This window comes from Streptococcus oralis, assembly GCF_023109005.1.
Classification (GTDB): Bacteria; Bacillota; Bacilli; order Lactobacillales; family Streptococcaceae; genus Streptococcus; species Streptococcus oralis_BU.
On the sequence record NZ_JALDTU010000002.1, the window covers coordinates 205,282 to 222,915 of the forward strand.

The following is a 17,634-nucleotide window of genomic DNA, read 5'->3' on the forward strand; positions in this document are numbered from 1 at the left end:
AAAAAGACAGTTTTAAAACTGTCTTTTTATTTATTCTTACGTTTGGGAGGAGATTGGATAGCAATTTTAACTTCAAAAATCGTTCCTCTAGGTTTGTTATCTTTAACGGTAATCGTTCCTCGTAAGGCATCTACGATCTGCTTGGCCAAAGATAGTCCTAGACCAAAACCACCTTTCTGACGGGTTCTCGCCTTGTCTACACGATAAAAGCGGTCAAAGATTTTCTTCTTATCGGCAGCTGAGATCCCAATTCCGTTATCCGTTACTGATAGATAGAGGTGGCGATCCGTAGCATGGACCACAAACTCAATTTTTCCATCTTCTTCAGTATACTTGATAGCATTATCAAACAAGATAGTCATGAGCTGTTTTAGGAGCAACTGATCGGTCATGAAGGGACGATAAATCCGATTTTCATATTCAAAAACACGATCATTTTCAGAAGCAATCAATTCATAGTTAGCAAAGGTTGTTTTAAAGAATTGTGGAGAAACTTCTGCTATTTCTGGTTTGATTCCATCATCTCGACGTGCAAGATTGAGAAGACTTGTCGTGAGGAAACGCATGTTGCGAACTTCTTCAAGACTAGAAGCAATGCTTTCGCTGGATTCCATAATCGTCGCTTCTGGTTTTCGAAAGAGAGTCTCTAAACGATTTTGTAAAACAGCCAAGGGCGTTCTCAGTTCGTGACTCGCATTTTCAACAAAGGACTTCTGCTTTTGCATGCTTTCCAGCAAGGGTTTGACACTGACACGTGCTAGGTAAACACTGGCAATTAAAGACAGGAGCCAGAAACTAGCCATGACTACAACAATTAAATGCTCGTGGTTTTGGCTGATTTGCTCAAGCTGGCTAGTATTGATTAAAACCGCCGCATATTTGACATTGCTTGAAACAGTGGATGAATTGGTTTCCATCAAGATCATCCGGTAGGTTTCTTCCTGACCGTAGCTATTGACAACTTGAATTTGCCGAATGTGATTCAACTCTTTCTTGTCCAGCTTGATCTTGTCCAAACCTAAAAAGCGATTGCCCAGTAAGAGTTGGTTAAAATCCTTATCAAAGAGCAAGACTTCCGTATTGGAGCTGACATTTGGTTTGATTTCAGCCTTGCTGGCATCCGCTGTTGCTGGTTGAATATCTTTGACTTCTTCAGTTGCCCGATTAAGGGCTAATTGGATAACAGCTTGAGGGCTAGTGCTAAGGGCTTGTAGTTTTTCATCTACAGAAGTGTAGAGACTCGAGTGCATGACCTGGAGGATAATCAAGGTCATAGCAGAGAAAATCAGAGTGAACACTCCAAAGTTTCGAATGAAATAGCTGAAATCATCTGCATACCATGTTTTTCTTAGTTTATTGAACATCTTTTAAAATATACCCGACACTACGCAAGGTTTGAAGATTTTCAGCAAAGGCTGTCCCCTTCAATTTCTTACGAACTTTTGAGACATAGACTTCCACAACGGAAATAGTCGTATCGCTATCAAATCCCCATAGACGGTCAAAAATTTGTGTCTTGGGAAGAATGACATTTTGATTTTGAAGGAAGTAAACCAATAACTCAAACTCTTTTCCAAGCAGTTCCACAGGAGTATCTTCCACTTTTACTTCATTCGTTGAAAGGTTGACGACAATATCTCCATAGGTCAAGGTATTTTCGTTAAACTTGCCTGAACGTTTGAGAAGGGCTTGAATCCGCATTTTGAGTTCTTCTAGGTAGAAAGGTTTAGTGAGGTAGTCATCCGCCCCCAACTCAAAACCATGTCCCTTATCATCCAAACTCTCTTTGGCAGTCATGATAAGGACAGGTGTCGTAATTCCTTTTTCACGCAATTCTTTCAAAACTTGGAAGCCATTTTTTTCAGGCAACATTAGGTCAAGCAGAATCAAATCATAAACGCCACTTTCAGCTTCGTAGAGACCTTCTTCTCCATCAAAGACCTGCATGACATCTGCAAAATCATCTAAAAAGTCAAATACTGAGTTTGACAGGCCTAGGTCATCTTCTACTAATAAGATTTTTATCATCAGAAACTCCTCCTTGTTATGATTATTATACCAAAATTGCCTTAAAAAAACTCAACTCTCTCTTATTTTCAGATAGAAAGTTGAGTTTTTATTTACATTTCGAACGAATTAAGCTTTGGCATATTGAGCTACAACAGTTTCTACTGCTGCTTTCTCACGCTTAATCAAGTCAACACGCGCTGCGATATCCTTGATCCCCATGCGGATGTTTCGGCTAAGAGCAAGGTCAGAGAGCTGTGGCTCAAAGAATTCCTTGTACTCCACCAAGCGTTGCTCTGTCTTAAATACATGAGCAGGAAGGATAACAAAGCTATCAAAGCTCATATCTCCACCGAGGGCTGCCTTAATCCAAGCCCAGTTTTCACGTGCCCATACCCAAACAGTTTCTTGGGTTGTTTGATGATCTAGGAACTGGTAATACCAAGCAGACAAGTCTTGTGGTTTCACAACAAACTTATCCTTCCATGAACGAATCAAGGTTTGGATATTGTCAGCATCTGTACTGTAGGCAAGAGCCGCAGCCAACTGACGTTTGAAGACCGCATCCGTCGTATGAGTGTAGAGGTCCAGATAAGTTGCAACCAAGTCTTTGGTCTCATGGTGTTTCATCTCATTGATGAGAACTTGAGCACGGATTGCTGCTGGAAGTCCTGCAAGATTATCCTTGTAAGCTGCAAAGATTTGGCTAGCGACTTGACTAGCTTCTGCATCATTTGACCGAATCATCATGGAAATGGTCAACTGACGAACCAATTCGTCTTCATCTGATTCACCATCTTTGGCTTCAAAACCAAGACGGTCATAGTTGTGACGAGCCAATTTAGCAACGAGTGTGTTAAAGGCTTTCTCAGTTTCTGTTCCTTCATCGATAAAGCGCTCAAGGGCAGCAATCACTTGAGATACAGCTGAAACTACCAAGTAAGACTCTTCCTTAGCTAGTTTATCAAGGACTGGGAGCAAGTCTGCATAAGAAATATGACCTGCTTCAGCAAGCAAACGTCGTTCTTGGACGATTTGCAGTTTGCTTGTGTTATCAAGTGTCTCTAGATCAGCAAGAACGGCATCTAACAAGTCTCCTTGATAGTCGGTAATGTAGTGGGCTGTATTTTCAGTGTTGAGACGAAGGGCTCCTTTATTTTCAGCAAGAAGAGCAGCGTAGCCAGGGATTTCGATACTTTCAGTTTCAAGTGTATCAGGCAGACCTTTCCAGTTGCTGTTGAGTGGCATCACCCAGAGGCGGTTCTTGTCTTCGTGCTCACCGATAAAGAATTGTTTTTGCGAAATCTTCAAGACATCATTTTCAACTTTGACAGTAAGGACTGGGTAACCAGGTTGCTCCAACCAAGAATCCATGAAGGCTGCGACATCACGGCCTGACGCTTGTCCAAGAGCATTCCAAAGGTCACGACCAATGGTATTTCCATATTGGTGCTTTTCAAAGTAGGCATGCAAACCTTTAGCAAAATCAGCATCGCCGAGCCAACGACGAAGCATGTGCATGAGACGGCTTCCTTTGGCATAGACGATAGCTCCGTCAAAGAGAGTATTGATTTCATCCGGGTGTTTGACTTCAACGTGAACAGACTGAACGCCATCAGTCGCATCGCGTTTAAGTGCCGCTGGAACACCACCTGTTTGGAAGTCTTCAAAGATATTCCAACTTGGTTCGATGGCATCGACACAGACGTATTCCATCATGTTAGCGAAGCTTTCATTGAGCCAGAGGTCATCCCACCATTTCATAGTCACGAGGTTACCAAACCATTGGTGAGCAAGCTCATGGGCAATGACAAGGGCTACCTGTTGACGACTGGCAAAGGTAGAGTTCTCATCCACAACCAAGTATACTTCACGGTAGGTCACCAGACCCCAGTTTTCCATAGCACCTGCTGAGAAGTCAGGGAGGGCGATATGAAGAGATTGAGGGATTGGGTACCTAACTCCGTAGTAATCTTCGTAAAACTCAATGGAGCGAACAGCGATATCCAAAGAGAAATCAAGGTTAGATAAGGGGTGAGCTTTCGTCGAGTAGACACCTACAAGAGTACCATTTTTAGTTTTAGCTGTTACTCCTTGCAAATCACCAGCGACAAAAGCCAACAAGTAAGAAGACATGCGAGGTGTTGTTTCAAACTTCCAGATGCCTGTTTCCTTACGGTTTTCAACGTCAGTCTCTGGCATGTTTGACAAGGCCAATTCACCTTCTGCTTGGTCAAAACGAAGAGCGAGATCAAAGGTTGCTTTGGCTTCTGGCTCATCCACACATGGGAAGGCTTCACGCGCAAAATGGCTCTCGAACTGCGTAGACAAGACTTCCTTCTTGACACCATCAACAGTGTAGTAAGAAGGATAAATCCCTGTCATGTTGTCTGTGATTTTTCCTGAAAAAGCGATGACTATTTCAACTTGACCTGCCTCAGCCAATTCGATATGAAGGGCTTCATTTTCATGATCCACTGTAAATGGACGAGCTTGACCCGCAACATCTACAGAAGCGATTTCCAAGTCTTTTTGGTGAAGGGAAATACGGTCACTCTGTGCTTGACCAGTAATGGTCACCTTCCCAGAAAACGTCTTGGTCTCACGACTCAAGTCTAAAAATAAATCATAATGTTCAGGAACAAATTGCTTAATAAAATGTTCAACTGCTTGCATAGTTTTCTCCTATTCTAAGTTTAAGAGCTACTGCTCTTCTTTAAACAAACTTATTATATCATGTTTTGCTTAAGAAAAAAGGATTGGACGGCAATTTCCAAAACTTTCTTCCTTCTATCTGTCTACAGAGGGTAGACCTTGCGAAATTCTTCTAAAACAACCTTGCTGTCAGGCGTAAAAGTCAGCCCAGCCTCCCTCAGCCACTCGGCGAAACAGTCCTCATGAACCTGACGCCAATAGGCTAGGGATTTGTCACCTTCCCCTTCCTTAAAGGCATGTTGAGCAGAAACTTGATTGAAGGACTGGACATAAACCTTTGTAATTTCGACAATACAGACAGCCTGATTTTGACTGTCTAAAATGACATCAAATGTCCCTTCTTGCGGAAGGGGTTCATCTTCTAGTGCGTAGAGATCGTAGGCTGAAGCTGTTGCTGTTTTTTCGCCTCTTAAAACCAAATCCGCTAAAAGGTCTGGTTCCACTCCAAAAGCCCAAGCATCGATTTCATCTCCGATAGAGGGGTTAATTTTCTTGTATGCATTCCACATTTCTTGCGGTGTCATGGGTTGCTCCTTTGTAATTTTTTACTTTCTTCTTTTACACGTTTGAGGTGGTCTGGATGGTCAATCTCTAAATTAAAAATCTCTGGAATAGAACTGTAGTGGATAATGCATTTGATACCCATCTGATTCATTTGTTGTATGAAAGAGGCATTCAGATAGCCTGCTACAGCAAAGTTAATTTTTTTCATCCTTGCTTTATCCTGCATCTGTCTTAGCATATCCAACATAATGGGACTTTCTATATCATGCCATTGACTATTTCTCACAGTCGCAAAAACAAAAGAAGTCAAATCATTCATTCCAACTATAATCTTTGAAATACCAGTTTCCAGTATCCTGTCCAAGTCAAAATAAGCTGACGGTAATTCAATCATTGTGCCGACTTTTCCAGTAAAACCATACTCACGCAATACTCTAATAGCTTGTTTTAATTGGTCGGCATCATTGACAAAAGGAAAAATAACAGACAGATTGGGATTTGTTTGATAAACTTCTGTAACGACATTTGCCTCAGCCTGAAATTCATCCGGACACGCCAGTAAACGCCTAGTTCCTCTGTATCCAAACAAGGGATGATTTTCATCAAAATACTCTTTAGTCCCCTCGAGACAATTAGCTTCTGTATTCGTTAATTCTGAAAAACGATACCAGACTTCTTCGCCTGAGTACAAGGAGCAAATGGTGTTTAGATAATCTTTTATAAATTGCTGACAACTTGCTAATAGGATGTTTTGATTGAGCTCTCTCAGTAAGTATTCCCCACGAATCATACCGACGTGGTGCAATAACTGAGGATAAACTTTTTCAGCGATTTTCTCGCCGCTAAGGGCTAGCTGGTTTTTCATAGCCATTCACCTCTTTCCATCCTTCAAATTTAGCCACACTTCCTCATCCCTTAAAAGGGAAAAAGCTAACAATACCTTGCTCCTTGATAAAGCTTTGTAATCTTTCGATTTGTTCTTCTATTTTAGACTGGATATCCGCCTCGTCCAGAGTTGATTCCGCACTAAACAACTGAAGTTTTAACAAGTCTGCTAAGTAAAGTAAGCGCCATTCAATTTCAGATGTAAAGGTCGAAGCTTGCTCGATTTTTGCAAGCTTTTGTTCCAAAGTATCACCATTCAAAAATCTCTGATGTACTCTCCTTCTTATTTTTCTAGTTGATTCCTCCCCAGAATCTAGTGGACTTAAAAGGAGATTTTGATAGATGGACACCTGATTTTCCGTCTGCTTTTCCATATAGGCCAACAAGACTATCGAACTCTCAACAAAGGTCCAACTATTATAATCTCCTTCAAAGGGAATTTGTAGCAAAATATCTAACAACTTTTTAGCTAGTTCTTTTTGACCATATAGATAGAGTAAATAAGCAAGGTGATTAAGAGACTCAAGATAGGAACAGTTGGTCTTCTTGTACTTTTTTAATATTTTTTCTACATAGGGTTTTAAATCAGAATGATTTTCCACTAGCTCAAATACTTCTATCAGCTTCATCTTAACTCCTTTGTGTCTTTTCCCTAGTCAAATATCTAGTAGTTAAAGCTTTTCTAATCAGCTAATCTAACTCTGCTCGACTAAACAAGTCTATCATAGACTCAGAATCGTCGCAAAACTCCTTAAAACCTAAAGCAAATGTTGCTAAGGCATCAATATTGGAAGAATAGGCACAAAACATACTTCCTTCTGGATCAAAGTCAATAGATTCGCTTAATTCAGGCATTTTTTCCTCTAAAAATATCAAAGCAAGAGATGCCCAATCGTACCCATTTCCTTCGAATCCCTCATCTTCCCGAGTGTCGAATACTTCCTGTCTGTATTCTCCATCAGGATAATAAATGAGCGACCCTCGAACACTTTGTGTCTCTTCATCATGGACTAAAAATTTAAAAGGTGAAATTTTTTTATTTACCATTTTGTAATCTATCATTTCTTGACTCCTTACTGTATTCGCTTATGTTTAATAGAACTATGCAAATCCAGCTTAGTTACTAGGCAAAGGGAATAAAAGTATCATGTTGATTATAATAAATTAAGGCATCGACCAAGTATTCAGGGCTTGCGTCTGGCTTTTCATCCAATGCACTAGAAGGACATCTATCAGATGCTCACCATAATATACCAGATTAAGATTTCTCTCTACTACTTCCACAGGGTAGACATCTTTATCATCAACTACATCTGGATAATCCGACACCAGATAAAGGCTATCGAGAGCCAAATCCCCTTCATCATTGCCATAGAGGCAAAAGTCATCCTGAGTACATTGTTCTAACTTAACTTGCTCTAAAATATCTGTTAGTGAAAAGAATTGGTGTTTACGCATGATTGCTCCTTTTATTTCTACTCATCTTTTACAAAAGAGTTTAAAAATTCCTCAAATGAAAACCATTGACCAAAAATTTCGGCTCTTTCTTCTAAAACATAGTAGTAAACCTTGCCATAATCTTCTTTCCTTAGAGACAGAGCATAGTTGCCAGACCCAGGATCATAAGCAAAATGAAGGAGGTCTTTAGCCTGGAATCCGGCAGGAACAACCTCATCATCAAACCAGTTGAGGGCCTTCTCCATCTCCTCTAGTGAATAAAAAGCATTGAAAGGAAAGAGATGTTTGTCATCATGAACACCAGACACACAAGGTTGACCACCATTGTACTGAAGATAAAAGTTTAACATGGATTCGGACAATTTCTTTCCAAGATTCTTCTCAAATTGTAAAAGATCTTCTCTTGTAGTTGGCTCATTCGCATCTGTTGCTCTTAGCATAATTATCCCTCCGGTTTTTACAATCTTTTTTCTAAGACCTTGTCAATAAAGTCATAGACAGTTGCAGCAACTTTTTGCATTTCTAAAGAGCCCAAAGCACCCAAATCATTTTCATAAATGCAATCATCAGCATTTTTCTTGATAAAGTAGGCCAAATCTCCCTCTTGACCAATCATAAAGAAGTCTGGTTCATCTACTTCTATCTGATAGGTCTCATTACGCTCTAAGAGATCCTCCTTAGCATATAAACAGATACCTGAGTCACCTCCACTTCGTCCCATTCCAATAAAAACTGATGGTAGAAACTTGGAAACTCAAATCCAAATATATCTTGTTCCATCTTTAACCTCCAATAGTGAACAATGCAAACTGTACCAAAGCATCACTTCAAACTCCAACCACCATCAATGGTCAGAATTTGTCCTTGCATGGCAGATGCGTGACCGCTAGCTAAAAAGAGACTGACTTCTGCAATTTCACTTGGCTCAATCCAGCGCTTGATTGGCGTTTCATTGGCCACCCAGTCAGCCAACCCACCTGGCTCAAAGTCCGCAGCGGTCATAGCTGTCTTGACCGCTCCCGGAGCGATACCAAAGACCTGAATCCCAGCTTCTGCATAGTCTAGAGCCAACTGCTTGGTAAAGCCAGCTAAGGCATGCTTAGACGAGGTATAGGCGTGACCACCTCCACCAGCTAGGCTAGAAGCAATCGAACACATATTGATAATGATTCCCTTTTTACTTTCCAACATTTGTGTCAAATAATGTCGTGTCATCTCAACTGGAGTCACATAGTTGATTTCAAAGATTTCTTGAATTTCCTGCGCTGTCTGTTCCAAAAGTGGTTTGTAAGCATCCAAAACTCCAGCAGTATTGCACAAAACATCCACCTGAGGACACCAGTCAAAAACAGGCTCCAAGTCCAATGTCAAATCCCTCTGTAAAAAGTGGAAATCACCCTCTAAGAGTGGATTGTTGCCTTGGTCAACTCCATAAACTTGATAACCCTTCTCTAAAAAGAGGCGAGCTTGAGCAAGTCCGATACCTGAGCTCACTCCCGTAATCAATACACGTCTAGTCATGCACTTCTACCCAATCCGTCGCCAAAACATCACAAGGTGTCGGGCTCCACATGGAAAAACCTTCCCCTTCTCCAGACACGTTGATTAGGAAATAAGGCGTCACTTCAAGTGCAACCCCATTTTGCTCGATGGTGTCAAAAAGCTGCACATAGTTTTCAGCCCCTCCCCAACCAGTTCGTACATATTTTTTCTTAGCCTTTAATCCAGGCAAGATTTCTTCAAAAGTCATGTTGTTCTCCTTTAATGCTACATTATTAATTTAATTATAACAAAAAACCGTTTTCCAACGGCTTTTTGACTGTATCTTAGTGCAATAAAACAAATAGCTATCTAATTTTTTTATTATTTCAGTTCAATTAATTTATTGTAGATTTTCTCAGTCAGTTCTTTCTGTTTCGTTCCTGTTAAATACTGTGAAGTACGAATTAAAACAGTTCCATAAACATAGTGGGATCCCGGATTTAAAGCAGTTCCATCAAAAGCACTAATATAAGTATTGCGCTTTTCTGCATCTTCTTTTGTCTTATAAACCTCTATATTTCCACCAGCATCATTACCTTTTTGAACAATATCTGAGCCTTCTACAGATTCATTCACTTGCTTGTCAACAAAATATACAGACGCTGTATACCCACCTTGTTTATTTAATTTTTTATTAGGGTCATTATCCTCCGTAACAGATTATACTCCAGTAATTGATTCAATTTCTTTGAGTCTTTCTTCAATAAAAGAACTTGAAGGATTTGTAATTTGTTTTAATTGAAGAATGCTATTTTGATAGTGAATCAATTTTTCAGATAAATTCTTTTTTGTTTCACTATAATCTAATGGTTGACTTAATTCTTCAATTTGCTTCTCAATCTTAGCAGTCGCTTTCTCTATTTCTGGTACTTTACGAAGTGAATCTTTGCTATCCTTTATAGTTGATTTCAATTCTTCCAATGTCTTAGAATCAAGAGGTTCTTCATCATTATCAACAACCTTTTCAGCCTCAGCTATTTGATCTTCAACTTCTTTATTTTTTTCATTTAAATCCTTTACTACATCTTCAAACTTAGTTACAGCAGCTTGATGTGGCGCATAGGACAAGAAATAGTAGCCCAGGCCAGAAATTCCTATGATGAGACACATTGACAATATCATTATTATTTTCTTCATTTCAATCTCCAAAAAGTATTTAATATCTTCACAATTTTACTATAATACATCAAAACAAGCAACAAAAAAACCGTTTTCCAACGGCTTTTTGACTGTATATCTACTAAATTCTTCCTACCACTGCAATCCAGCTTCTCTGATTTCTTTCTTAGAAGCAAATTTACCATTTGGTCTGTGCCATCTCCCTTTTCTATCTCTGAAGTAGCCACCTGAATTTGTTGATTGCGAGTTTGATTTCTGACTTTCTTCCTTTTCTTGTGCAGCCTGACGTGCTTTTTCTTGTTCTTCTTCTTTTGCTTTCTTTTCAGTTGCTTCTTTTTCCTCAGCCTCTTTCTTGGCTTTTTCCTCAGCTTCCTTCTTGGCTTTTTCTTCTTTGTTTTCAACTGTATTTTTGGCAGTACCATCCAAATAATTGATTTCCGCATTAGCTGAAACGTTGTCTAAAATAACATGCGTCACCGAATACTGATCAACCTTTTCCTTACTACCACCTAACTTGATTTCCAAGAGTTTGCCATTTTCATCAATTCCCACATACTGTAATTCAATTTGTCTCGGAATTAATTCATCTTTTTGATAGATTGGGGTCACCTTATAATCAAGATAGTAGTTTGGGTGATTGGCCAACCAGGAGTCCAATCGATTTTCATAATAAAGCATGCTACTTTGGTTTTGGTCATCTGTTCCAGAATAATTTCCAGCATTGAGCCAGTTAGTCATTGGAACCAAGTTTTTCTTTTCATCGTTCAATCCACTAAACTGGTACCCAATCAAATGGCCTCGATTCATTAACCAAGCTTCTTTTTTACCATCACCATAAAAGAATTTATAGTTGTGCCATCCAACTGGATCATAAGTCAACTTGGACTCTCTCTTCTCAGTCGGCTCATCGCTATCCTTGAGTTGAATATGAGCACCCGTCGCGCGTGATTTGGAATCCAATTCCCCAAGTTCTAGTTGCTTCTCATTTTTAAAAGGCAAGAGTCCAGCTTCTTTAAACAACTTTTCATCAAACTTGATTTGCTTCTGTTCAATTTTTTCTTCTGGGACCTTTGATTCCGCCTTATGTCCAGAACAAGCAACTAGTGTTGTGATTGAAATCAAGGCAATTGAGAAGGATAGTAGCTTTTTCATAAAAATCTCCTTTTTATATGGTGATTAGATTAATATCTCCTATTACATTTTACCATCATTTTGTTAATTGTTCAAGAATAAATATACTGTTATTATACTATTTCTCCCCCAATGTCCAAAACAAAAACGATAACCACTTTTCAGTAGTTACCGTTGATTTCTTTTGATTAGTCTTTCCCACCAAGTTTGCTATTGATGGTCATCATGATGCTGGCTATCTTCTCACCCCAGTATGGATCTGAAGCATAGCGAACATTCATTCCTGTTGCCTTGTTTCCAAGGTGGTCTCTGCCATAGTCGATGTAGTTCTCACGAATCCACTTGGCTGCTCCGAGAATTCCTTTGTCCACATTATCAAAGCTTTTGGCTGAGAGATATGGGCTAGTATCATAAGCAGAAATACCAAAGAAGTTGTTCTTATCTCTGGCAATTTGACTGCGTCCCCACGCACTTTCAAGGGCACTATGTGCCATTAGGTAAAGGGCATTGACACCATAGCGTTCCTCAGCTTCTTTGAAAGTCGCTCCTTTAGCTGCTAGAGGACTATCCTGCAAGTTCATCATCGAATACAGTTTATCCAATTCAGCTGCACTATAATTACTTGGCTCTCTCAAGTTTTTATAAAGGAAAGGATTTTTAATGGTAAAGCCATCAAAATGCTCTCCGTCAGTTGAGTAGTACTTCTTACCAATAATCATTGCAGATGTGTGTGGAGCTACTTTGATACTCGTATAAGGAGAGAGTTCATGGTAGAGGAATTTCCCATCAGTAGTATAATGAGGGATAAATTCGCTTCCTTCATCCACTGCTGTCAAATCACTTTGATTCATATAGCCAGACAAGCCAGAAATCGAAACTGCAAGTCGGCCACCTTTTCGAGTAGAGCTATCCAGTGAGACAATGCTTCCTTGATTAATGTAACTCAAGATTTCTCCAGATGCACTGTAGACATAGGCTGTGATGGGTTTAACTTTGTAATATTTGGTTTTATCCGCAACATGCCATTTACCGGAAGCATCCAAGGTATGACCATCTACAGTCTCGTTTTTTGCCATATAACCGCCTGATTTAAGGTAGTACCATGATTGGTCGGATGAATCGTAGATAAGCTCTTTCTCAGCCATCTTCCCGTTTGACTTGAGGTAGAACCAATTGTTCTTGTACCACACCCACTCACTTGCAGCCATATAACCGCCAGATTTGAGATAGTAGTAACCATTATCCCAGAGCCATTCTTTATTGGCATAATTTCCATCAGAGTTAATATAGAACCAAGAGTTATAATTCTTGTCAAAGAGCCACCCTTTGCCAGCTTTTGCTCCACTGCTCGTCACATAACTGCGGTCAATCCAAGTTTCCGTAGAGAGGTAGCCACCGGTTTTGAAATGGTAATCCTTGCCTTTGATCGTTTCCCAGCCTTTTTCAGCATAGGTTCCGTCTGCTTGCAAGTAAAACCACGAGTTATAATTTTTGTCAAACAGCCATTCGGATTTCAGTTTAGCTCCACTCTTTGCAACATAGAAGCGGTCAATCCAACGTTCAGTAGAAAGATAGCCTCCAAATTTGAAATGGTAATCTTTACCTTTAATCGTTTCCCAGCCTTTTTCGGCATAGCTACCGTCTGCTTTCAAGTAAAACCAAGAATCGTAATTCTTATCAAAGAGCCATTCGGATTTCAGTTTAGCTCCACTCTTTGCAACATAGAAGCGGCCAATCCAGCGCTCGGTAGAAAGATAGCCTCCAAATTTGAAATGGTAGTCCTTTCCATCTATAGTTTGCCAGCCATTTTCAGCATAGGTACCATCTTGTTGAATGTAGAACCAACTGCTATAGTTATCATCATAAATCCAACCTTGTTTGACCTTATTACCATTTTCCGACAAATAGTTCTTACCAAGCCAAGTACTTTTCAGCATTTTCCCTTGAGAATTGACATAGTACTGGTCTTCACCTTGAGTGATCCACTCATCCTTGGCCATCTTGCCATCTTCTTTAAGGTAATATTTTTCCTGTCCTTGAGTAATCCACTCGTTTTTAGCTCTCTGACCATCAGCCTTAAGGTAAAGCCAGCTCTGTCCTTCTTGGTCAAAAAGCCACTGGTCCTTGGCCTTGGCACCATTAGCATTGACATAATATTGGTTGACCCAAGTATTTGTAGCCAAGATTCCATTAGCATCAAAATAGTAGTCCTTACCAGCAACAGTCAACCAACCGTTTTCCGCACGTTGACCATCATCTTTAAGATAAAACCAGTTCTGATGCGTTTGGTCAAAAAGCCATTGCTTGGTTGCTGGCTTCCCATCTGCTTTGAGGTAGGTCTTTCCTTGCCATGTACCTTCTTCAGCTCTTGCTGTCTCCACTACAGTAAAAAAACACCCCAATAAGCCAGCACTTACTAGGGCCACTTTCCATCGTTTCATTTAAATGCTCCAATAACGTTTTCTAAACCCTATTGTAACATAGTTAACCGACGGAAATATTACAAATTGATGAAGATTCTATTTCTTGTTGACAATAAGGAAGACCTAGTTTATCTCAGACTGGCTTTGACTTCCTGACGGAGATCTTCCAAACTGCTAATGCCATATTTATCCATGACTTTTGGTAGATGTTCGATGATATCAGGACAGGCATAAGGATTGGTAAAGTTGGCTGTTCCAACCCCAATGGCAGAGGCACCAGCCAGATACATTTCTAGCGCTGCTTCAGCCGAATCCACTCCCCCCATTCCAATGATGGGAAGGTCTGTGGTTTGGGCGACTTGACGAATGAGTTTGAGGGCGACCGGAAAAACTGCTGGGCCTGACATCCCACCCGTTCCATTGGCTAATATTGGTTTTCTAGTTTTGAGGTCAAAGCGCATACCGACAAGAGTATTGATCATGGTTAAGCCACTTGCTCCTGCATCCTCTGCTGCTTTTGCGATGGTGACAATATCTGTTACACTAGGAGTAAGCTTGACATAGACTGGCACATCAGAGGCTTCCACAGCCGCTTTTACCACTTCATAAGCCAAGTCAGGATCTTGCCCAATCAGAAGTCCATGATTGCCATGATCCACATTCGGACAAGAGATATTGAGCTCGATAGCTTTTACATTTGCAGCCTTGGAAATTCCTCTAGAAACGGCAGCGTACTCTTGTTTTGAAAAGCCTGCAACATTTGCGATGATAGGAAGCGTAGGATATTCTCTTTCCAACCAAGGAAGTTTTTCAGCCAAAACAGCTTCTAAACCAGGATTTTGTAAACCGATTGCATTGAGCATACCAGCAGGTGTTTCTGCCACCCTTGGAGTAGGATTACCAAAACGGGGTTCAAGTGTTGTCGCCTTGATCATAATGGAGCCTAAAAGATCTAAATCATAGTACTTGGCATACTCTTGACCAAAACCAAAACAGCCTGATGCTGGAATGATGGGATTTTTCAAATCCAAACCAGGGAGAGAAACTTGTAAACGTTTGTTAGTCATAATTTTCTCCTTATAATAAAACTGTTCCTGTGCGGAAAACAGGGCCATCTTCACAGACACGTTGGCTGACGGTTTCACTATCTGGGACTTTTAGGACACAGGCATAGCAAGCCCCCATCCCACAAGCCATACGAGATTCCAGAGATAGATAGGCTCTTGGGTGGTCATAAAAGGTTTGATTGATGTACTTCATCATTCCAGGTGCCCCACATGAGTAAACCGCATCAAATTGACTGTCTAAATCATTGATAACAACAGATACATTTCCCTTAATGCCATAAGAACCATCATCTGTCGTTACAAAGACCTGACCATATTGGGCCAATTCGGTTTCGAGAATAACAGCATCCTTAGTCGCAAAACCGAGGACTGTCACTACTGTCACCCCACGCGCATGCAATTCCTTAGCCACCTCAAGCAAGGGTGGAACACCAATCCCACCACCAACGAGGAGAACTTGGCTCTGGTTGTCTAAATCAGACAAGTCAAAACCATTTCCCTGAGGCCCCATCACATCAAGAGTATCTCCCTGACGTAAGGTTGAAAAAATAGCTGTACCAGCACCCTCAATCCGATAAATGAGATGACACTGCTTCTTATCCTTATTGATAGACGAAATTGAAATAGGACGGCGCAAGAGATGGGCATCATCAGGCACACGTAGATGTAGAAATTGGCCTGCTCGCATAGCTTCAACCATTTCTCCTTCTAGAACTAATTCAAAGATTGCTGGCGTAATTTCCTCCTGAGCGACCACCTTCATGGTCTCCAAACGAATGGCACCCAAACGCTTCTTACATGTGGGATTCATGATTTTCCTCCTTAAATTTAAGGGGATCAGATAAAGAAAAGACCTTGCTATTGCAAGGTCTCAGTCGAGATAGGACAGAACTCGTGCGCACACCTAAAAAGTCTCCACAGAGAGTTCCCTATCACTTTTATCTGACACCTTGTGAGTCTCTCTGAACTCCCCTTAAAGGTTAAATTTGTATTAGTATACTCTTTCAAAGTAAAAAAGTCAAGTAGAAAACGAACATTCTACTTGACTGTACTGGATTATTTTTCACGAATCACTTCGACCTTGTAGCCATCAGGATCCTTGACAAAGTAATAGTTTGGTGGGGTTCCAGGTAGGCCTTTTGACTCTGTAACCTCATAGCCTTTCGCACTATGTTCTTGATGAAGTGCCTCAAGGTCAGGTGTACTGAGGGCGATATGGGCAAAGCCATCTCCAACCACATAAGGGCCGTGGTCATAGTTATAGGTCAATTCCAACTCGTAGTCATCACCGTCAAGTCCTAGATAGACAATCGTGAAGGCATGGTCTGGAAAATCTCTGCGACGCAATTCTTTAAAACCAAAAGCATCTTGATAGAATGCAATTGATTTTTCAAGGTTTTCTACTCGCAAACAAGTGTGTAGCATTTTTGAAGCCATATATTCTCCTTTATGTCAAAAAAGACTGGGACAATCCTGTACCAGTCTTATCTGTCTTATTTACCAAGTTTTGCTTTCGCTGCATCTGCAAGAGCTGTGAAAGCTGCTGCATCGTTAACAGCCAAATCAGCAAGCATTTTACGGTTTACTTCGATCTCAGCCAATTTCAAACCATGCATCAATTGTGAGTATGAAAGTCCGTTTATACGAGCTGCCGCGTTGATACGAGTGATCCACAATTTGCGGAAGTCACGTTTCTTTTGACGACGGTCACGGTATGCATAGTAGTAAGAGTTCATTACTTGTTCTTTTGCAGTACGGAACAAGATGTGTTTAGCTCCATAGTAACCTTTTGCTAATTTAAGAATACGTTTACGACGTTTACGTGATACAACGCCACCTTTAACACGTGCCATGTTTTATTTCCTCCAAATATTTCCTAGAATTGTTTACTTACTGTTAGGCTATTATTTCAAGCGAGTAAGCATTGCTTTGATACGTTTGAAATCTCCTGAATGCACCATAGATGCTTTACGAAGATGACGACGTTGTTTCTTAGTTTTTCCGTGGAAACGGTGAGAAGTGTAAGCACGGAAACGTTTAAGTCCACCAGAACCTGTACGTTTGAAACGTTTAGCTGATGCGCGGTGTGTTTTTTGTTTTGGCATGATTTTTTCTCCTTTATTTAACTTTCTGACACTTATTTTTTGTCAGTTGCTGGCGCCAACTGCATGAACATTTGGCGTCCATCCATCTTAGCTCGTTGTTCGATGATCGCAATATCTTGTGTTGCTTCAGCAAACTCGGCTAAAACTTTTGCACCAATCTCTTTATGGGTGATCATACGCCCTTTAAAGCGAATGGATACCTTAACTTTATTTCCTTTTTCAAGGAACTTGCGTGCATTGCGAAGTTTTGTGTCAAAGTCACCCTTGTCGATAGTTGGACTCAGACGAACTTCTTTCACAGTAACAACACTTTGTTTTTTACGTTGTTCTTTTTGCTTTTTCTGGTACTCAAATTTGAACTTACCGTAGTCCATAATTTTAGCAACAGGCGGTTTTGCTTGGGGTTGAATCAATACTAAGTCAACATTTGCACTATCAGCCAATGCTTGCGCTTCGCTGAGTGGCTTGATACCTAGCTGTTCTCCCTCAAGACCGATCAAGCGAACTTCACGTACACGAATTTCATCATTGATGAATAAGTCTTGCTTTGCTATGGTTTTCACCTCTTTTTTATTATTAGAGAAAAACAAGAGCGGGCTCGTAATGATACAAGCCCGCACGTTATGATAGCGTTTCTTAGAAACTTTTCATCCGTAGGGCCAGGCAACTTGATGTCAC

General features: G+C 40.5%; 19 protein-coding genes, 2 pseudogenes and 1 other annotated feature (1 of these 22 only partly in view). All 21 genes and pseudogenes read right to left on the reverse strand.

Annotated elements, in window-relative coordinates:
- Positions 1 to 26 precede the first annotated feature (26 nt).
- Positions 27 to 1,364 carry a sensor histidine kinase gene (locus M1F56_RS03575; protein WP_247916879.1) on the reverse strand — a complete coding sequence of 446 codons (1,338 nt, stop codon included), beginning with the start codon at positions 1,362 to 1,364 and terminating at the stop codon, positions 27 to 29.
- Positions 1,354 to 2,028, reverse strand: a complete 675-nt coding sequence (gene ciaR, locus M1F56_RS03580) for a two-component system response regulator CiaR (RefSeq protein WP_000590630.1) — start codon at positions 2,026 to 2,028, stop codon at positions 1,354 to 1,356. The genes M1F56_RS03575 and ciaR overlap by 11 nt, the downstream gene beginning before the upstream one ends.
- Positions 2,029 to 2,136: 108 nt before the next feature.
- Positions 2,137 to 4,683 (reverse strand): M1 family metallopeptidase, encoded by a 2,547-nt coding sequence (locus M1F56_RS03585; RefSeq protein ID WP_247916880.1) that lies wholly within the window; start codon positions 4,681 to 4,683, stop codon positions 2,137 to 2,139.
- Positions 4,684 to 4,805: 122 nt separating this feature from the next.
- On the reverse strand, positions 4,806 to 5,246 hold the full coding sequence (locus tag M1F56_RS03590) for an ASCH domain-containing protein (RefSeq protein WP_247916881.1): 441 nt from the start codon (positions 5,244 to 5,246) through the stop codon (positions 4,806 to 4,808).
- The gene (locus M1F56_RS03595; RefSeq protein WP_247916882.1) at positions 5,243 to 6,091 is read right to left on the reverse strand and encodes a putative PEP-binding protein; all 849 of its coding nucleotides are present in this window, start codon (positions 6,089 to 6,091) and stop codon (positions 5,243 to 5,245) included. Before M1F56_RS03595 ends, M1F56_RS03590 begins: the two co-directional genes overlap by 4 nt.
- Before the next feature lie 43 nt (positions 6,092 to 6,134).
- Entirely contained in the window at positions 6,135 to 6,740 is a 606-nt protein-coding gene (locus tag M1F56_RS03600; RefSeq protein ID WP_247916883.1) for a DUF6707 family protein, read from the reverse strand.
- A gap of 61 nt (positions 6,741 to 6,801) precedes the next feature.
- Positions 6,802 to 7,173, reverse strand: coding sequence for an Imm51 family immunity protein (locus M1F56_RS03605; protein WP_000568346.1), 372 nt, complete (start codon positions 7,171 to 7,173; stop codon positions 6,802 to 6,804).
- 102 nt (positions 7,174 to 7,275) lie between these two features.
- Positions 7,276 to 7,569, reverse strand: a complete 294-nt coding sequence (locus M1F56_RS03610; protein WP_348771651.1) for a hypothetical protein — start codon at positions 7,567 to 7,569, stop codon at positions 7,276 to 7,278.
- A gap of 17 nt (positions 7,570 to 7,586) precedes the next feature.
- Positions 7,587 to 8,009: an SMI1/KNR4 family protein gene (locus tag M1F56_RS03615; protein ID WP_247916884.1), complete on the reverse strand. Its 423-nt coding sequence runs from the start codon at positions 8,007 to 8,009 to the stop codon at positions 7,587 to 7,589.
- A gap of 17 nt (positions 8,010 to 8,026) precedes the next feature.
- Positions 8,027 to 8,349 (reverse strand): annotated as a pseudogene (locus tag M1F56_RS03620) (hypothetical protein).
- Positions 8,350 to 8,391: 42 nt separating this feature from the next.
- Positions 8,392 to 9,090, reverse strand: a complete 699-nt coding sequence (locus M1F56_RS03625; protein WP_247916885.1) for a 3-oxoacyl-ACP reductase — start codon at positions 9,088 to 9,090, stop codon at positions 8,392 to 8,394.
- The gene (locus tag M1F56_RS03630; protein ID WP_000141913.1) at positions 9,083 to 9,319 is read right to left on the reverse strand and encodes a DUF2829 domain-containing protein; all 237 of its coding nucleotides are present in this window, start codon (positions 9,317 to 9,319) and stop codon (positions 9,083 to 9,085) included. Before M1F56_RS03630 ends, M1F56_RS03625 begins: the two co-directional genes overlap by 8 nt.
- 113 nt (positions 9,320 to 9,432) lie before the next feature.
- Positions 9,433 to 10,248: pseudogene (locus tag M1F56_RS03635) on the reverse strand (EbhA).
- Positions 10,249 to 10,362: 114 nt separating this feature from the next.
- Positions 10,363 to 11,382: a DNA/RNA non-specific endonuclease gene (locus M1F56_RS03640; protein ID WP_247916886.1), complete on the reverse strand. Its 1,020-nt coding sequence runs from the start codon at positions 11,380 to 11,382 to the stop codon at positions 10,363 to 10,365.
- Between the two features lie 167 nt (positions 11,383 to 11,549).
- Positions 11,550 to 13,802 carry a glucosaminidase domain-containing protein gene (locus tag M1F56_RS03645; protein ID WP_247916887.1) on the reverse strand — a complete coding sequence of 751 codons (2,253 nt, stop codon included), beginning with the start codon at positions 13,800 to 13,802 and terminating at the stop codon, positions 11,550 to 11,552.
- 110 nt (positions 13,803 to 13,912) lie between these two features.
- Positions 13,913 to 14,899, reverse strand: a complete 987-nt coding sequence (locus tag M1F56_RS03650; protein WP_247916926.1) for a dihydroorotate dehydrogenase — start codon at positions 14,897 to 14,899, stop codon at positions 13,913 to 13,915.
- On the reverse strand, positions 14,862 to 15,662 hold the full coding sequence (locus M1F56_RS03655; RefSeq protein WP_247916888.1) for a dihydroorotate dehydrogenase electron transfer subunit: 801 nt from the start codon (positions 15,660 to 15,662) through the stop codon (positions 14,862 to 14,864). Before M1F56_RS03655 ends, M1F56_RS03650 begins: the two co-directional genes overlap by 38 nt.
- A gap of 245 nt (positions 15,663 to 15,907) precedes the next feature.
- Positions 15,908 to 16,288 (reverse strand): lactoylglutathione lyase, encoded by a 381-nt coding sequence (gene gloA, locus M1F56_RS03660; protein ID WP_000157148.1) that lies wholly within the window; start codon positions 16,286 to 16,288, stop codon positions 15,908 to 15,910.
- 56 nt (positions 16,289 to 16,344) lie between these two features.
- Entirely contained in the window at positions 16,345 to 16,704 is a 360-nt protein-coding gene (rplT, locus tag M1F56_RS03665; RefSeq protein ID WP_060955522.1) for a 50S ribosomal protein L20, read from the reverse strand.
- 51 nt (positions 16,705 to 16,755) lie between these two features.
- On the reverse strand, positions 16,756 to 16,956 hold the full coding sequence (gene rpmI / locus M1F56_RS03670; RefSeq protein WP_001125942.1) for a 50S ribosomal protein L35: 201 nt from the start codon (positions 16,954 to 16,956) through the stop codon (positions 16,756 to 16,758).
- Between the two features lie 32 nt (positions 16,957 to 16,988).
- Positions 16,989 to 17,519, reverse strand: a complete 531-nt coding sequence (infC, locus tag M1F56_RS03675; protein WP_000848184.1) for a translation initiation factor IF-3 — start codon at positions 17,517 to 17,519, stop codon at positions 16,989 to 16,991.
- A 15-nt stretch (positions 17,520 to 17,534) separates the two neighbouring features.
- Positions 17,535 to 17,634 (reverse strand) — a sequence feature (ribosomal protein L20 leader region) (it continues 32 nt past the right edge of the window).